General features: G+C 63.3%; 6 protein-coding genes. All 6 read right to left on the reverse strand.

Annotated elements, in window-relative coordinates; translation table 11 throughout:
* On the reverse strand, positions 1 to 155 hold a 155-nt coding region (pyrB, locus tag VFV09_10775), incomplete at its 3' end, for an aspartate carbamoyltransferase catalytic subunit (protein ID HEU4868198.1).
* A complete protein-coding gene (pyrR, locus tag VFV09_10780) occupies positions 152 to 658 on the reverse strand; it encodes a bifunctional pyr operon transcriptional regulator/uracil phosphoribosyltransferase PyrR (GenBank protein HEU4868199.1) in 507 nt (168 codons plus the stop codon). The genes pyrR and pyrB, both read right to left, overlap by 4 nt.
* A gap of 301 nt (positions 659 to 959) precedes the next feature.
* Positions 960 to 1,352 carry a hypothetical protein gene (locus VFV09_10785; GenBank protein ID HEU4868200.1) on the reverse strand — a complete coding sequence of 131 codons (393 nt, stop codon included), beginning with the start codon at positions 1,350 to 1,352 and terminating at the stop codon, positions 960 to 962.
* Positions 1,353 to 1,436: 84 nt separating this feature from the next.
* Complete coding sequence (nusB, locus tag VFV09_10790; GenBank protein HEU4868201.1) at positions 1,437 to 1,838, reverse strand: transcription antitermination factor NusB; 402 nt, start codon at positions 1,836 to 1,838, stop codon at positions 1,437 to 1,439.
* Between the two features lie 21 nt (positions 1,839 to 1,859).
* The gene (gene efp, locus VFV09_10795) at positions 1,860 to 2,420 is read right to left on the reverse strand and encodes an elongation factor P (protein ID HEU4868202.1); all 561 of its coding nucleotides are present in this window, start codon (positions 2,418 to 2,420) and stop codon (positions 1,860 to 1,862) included.
* Positions 2,421 to 2,441: 21 nt separating this feature from the next.
* The coding region (locus VFV09_10800; protein HEU4868203.1) for an aminopeptidase P family protein at positions 2,442 to 3,356 on the reverse strand (915 nt) is incomplete at its 5' end.

Here is a 3,356-nt window from a genome sequence, read left to right on the forward strand (position 1 = left end):
TCGAAGAACAGGTTGCAGACGGTCCGGCCTCTCAGAGCCGGCACCTTCTTGATGGTCCGGGTGCCGACCTCACCGAACGAGTCGGCGGTCTTGAGGACGAGGTCTATCTGGTCGGTGCTCAGCTGGTCGATGGAGAGCAGGTGCTTGATCATCATTGAGTCTCTGTAGCCTCCCCCAGTACTCGGGGGTCGTAGACGACAACTGAGTCGACCCCGTCGGTCTCCTTTACATGGACCCGCACCTCCTGCGCCTTGGAGGTGGGGATGTTCTTGCCGATGAAATCGGCCCTGATGGGAAGTTCCCGGTGGCCCCGGTCGACCAGAACCGCCAGGCGAACCAGGCGGGGCCTCCCGAAGTCAACGAGTGCGTCGATCGCCGCCCGTACCGTGCGGCCGGTGTACAGCACGTCGTCCACCAGGACGACGGTCTTGTCGTTCATGTCGAACGGAAAGTCGGTGGTGGAGATCTCCTGGGGGGCACGGATGCCGACGTCGTCCCGGTAGAACGAGATGTCCAGCTCTCCGACGGGCGGGGCGGTCTTCTCGATCTCGGCGATGCGCTTGGCGACCCGGTAGGCCAGCGGCACGCCCCGTTTGTGGATGCCCACCAGAACCAGCTCACCGGTGCCCCGGTTGGACTCCACGATCTCGTGCGCCATGCGGACGAGAGCCCGCTTCACGTCCAGGTCGTCGAGGACGACCCAAGCCCGGCCGGTTTCATCGCCTCCGCCGACCGCGGGGGCCGGGACGGGTTCGGAAGGTGTGTGGGCGTTCAAAAAGAAAAGCCGCCCCAGGAGTTGGGTGCGGCGGCGTGGTTACAGCTCAGTTGAAGCTCTCCTTTCTGGCCTCTCGGGACCAGTCTTAAAGGTTGAGCGAAGCGTTGCGGTGCTGCTGGGAAGTCTCAGCTTCGTTGCGGACTAGCTTACACCCCCCGAGCGTGGCCCGGTGGCGGTTACACCCTCACAAATCCTCGGAAGCTCTTCGTTTCGTCGTTTCGTCCCGGCGCTCACGCTCGGCTTTCGGCTGGCGCTCGGAGAAGTAACCCAGGACCAGGGTCAACATCGGGACCGCCAGGGCGATGACCAGCAGCTGGACCAGGCCCCGGATGGAGTCGAACTTCTCCTGGCGGAGCTCCCGGTAGGTGGTCACGGCGTCCTCATTGCCGACGACTGCACCCAACTCCTCCAGCGTGGGTGAGCTGGGCTCCACCTCGTTGATGCCGACGAAGAAGATGATGCCGATAAGGATGAGGATACCGACTGCCACGCCGATGCTGATGTAGACCAGCAGGTGGCCGGTCACCATGGAGTCTCCGCTGGGCCTACGATCCCGGCGGTCTTTGGTTGCTACCACGGGCTTCTCGGGCTCTTCGGGGCCATGTCACTCCTTGATCGAGTTACTGGTTGATGCCCGAACCGCATGTTATCAAATCGAATTCTAGACCCCCCGGGCCGTGAGTTCAGCGGATACCGAGCCTAGAAGCCCGTTGACGAAACGGCTCGAGTCCTCTGTCGAGTAGATCTTCGCCAGCTCGACGGCCTCGTTGATCGCCACCGGGGCCGGGACGTCTTCCAGGTACAACATCTCGAACAGGGCCATGCGGAGCAGGTTGCGGTCGATGACCGGCATCCGGTCGATCTTCCAGTCCTTGGCGTGGCTGGAGATCCGTTCGTCCAACTCGGTTGCGTGCTCGGCAACTCCCTTGACCAGCTCGGCTGCGAACGGGAAGCCGGGGTTGGTGGAGTAGCGCTGGAGGATCTCGCCGGTGGGCAGGCTGCGCATCTCCTGCTCGTACAACACATCAAGGGCCAGCTTTCGGGAACCTCTTCGGTGTGCCACCTCAGCCCTTGAGGAACAAAGTTATTTGACCCGCGTGACGTATGCGCCGGTGCGGGTGTCGACTCGAATCGTCTCGCCCTGCTGCAGGAAGAGCGGAACCATGACGGTGGCGCCGGTCTCGACAATTGCGGGCTTGTTGCCGGCGGAGCTGCGGTCGCCCTGCAGGCCGGGGTCGGTCTCGGTCACAACGAGCTCCACGGTGGGGGGAAGGTCTATGCCGATCGGCGTGCCCTGGTACAGCTGAACGACCACTACCTGCTCCTCCTTGAGAAACCCGGCCATGTCGCCCAGGAAGTCCTTCTCGATGGTGATCTGGTCGAACGTCTCGTTGTCCATGAAGATGTACCCGGTTTCGTCGGAGTACAGGTACTGCATCTCACGCTTGTCGAGGCGGGCGAGGTTGACCTTTTCGTCGGCCCGGAAGGTCCTCTCCACCACTGCGCCGTTCTTGATGCTCTTGAGCTTGGTGCGCACCATGGCGCCGCCCTTGCCGGGCTTGTGGTGCTCGTACTTGATGATGCTGTACAGCTCGCCGTCCAGATCCAGGGTCTGGCCGGGCCGCATGTCGTTGGTCGAAATCATCCAAATCCTAACTAGAAGTCGTCATAGAACTATAAGGTCCTTGGGGGCGTTGGACAGGACCTCTAAACCGTCCTCGGTCACTACCGCCAGATCCTCTACACGGACCCCGCCCCAACCTTCAAAGTAGGCTCCGGGTTCGACGGTGATCACGTGTCCGGGCATCAACTGTTCGGTAAAGCCCGACTTGAGGCTGGGCGCCTCGTGTATGTCCAAGCCTACCCCATGCCCCAGCCCGTGCATGAAGGCTTGGGGGTAGCCGGCCTTCTCTATGACCTGGCGGGCGACCTGGTCGACATCCCCGCACGACACCCCCGGTCCGGCGGCCTCCAGGCCGGCCATCTGCGAGGCCAGGACCGTTTCGTAGACGTCTCGGTGGCGGTCGTCGACCGGGCCGATCACCACGGTGCGGGTCATATCCGAGCAGTAGCCGTCGACGACACAGCCGAAGTCGAACAACAGGTAGCGCCCCTTTTCCACAACCCGGTCGGTGGGCCTGGCGTGCGGGAGGGCGCTGCGCTCGGCGGCAGCCACGATTGGGTCGAAGGAGACCCCTTCCGATCCCTTGGACCGCAGGAAGAACTCGAGCTCAAGCGCCAGGTCGAGCTCCCGGACCCCCGGCTTGATCTTGTCGAGGATGAAGGCGAAACCCTCGTCGCCCAGCTGGGCGGCAGCCCGGATGGAGGCGATCTCCTCGGCGTCCTTGATCTTGCGAAGCTCCTCTACCCAGCCCTCGCTGGGGACCAGCTCGGCGCCCTCGAAGTAGCTCATCACCTTGTCCAGGCCGGGCGGCGGCTCCCAGGCGGCGCCTCGGCTGCTGACGGTGACGTGGGTGGCTTCGTAGGCGACTCGGGAGAGCTTTTGTGACTTGGTGAAGCCGTTCAGCTCTTCGACCACCGCCGCATGCGACGGGGCGATGTGGATCTCGGCTTCCTTGAC

Source organism: Actinomycetota bacterium, from assembly GCA_035759705.1.
Classification (GTDB): domain Bacteria; phylum Actinomycetota; class CADDZG01; order JAHWKV01; family JAHWKV01; genus JAJCYE01.

Coding starts and splice junctions, on each gene's coding strand:
- efp (HEU4868202.1), bottom strand. CDS start 2,420: ATGATTTCGACCAACGACATGCGGCCCGGCCAGACCCTGGATCTGGAC.
- pyrR (HEU4868199.1), bottom strand. CDS start 658: ATGGCGCACGAGATCGTGGAGTCCAACCGGGGCACCGGTGAGCTGGTT.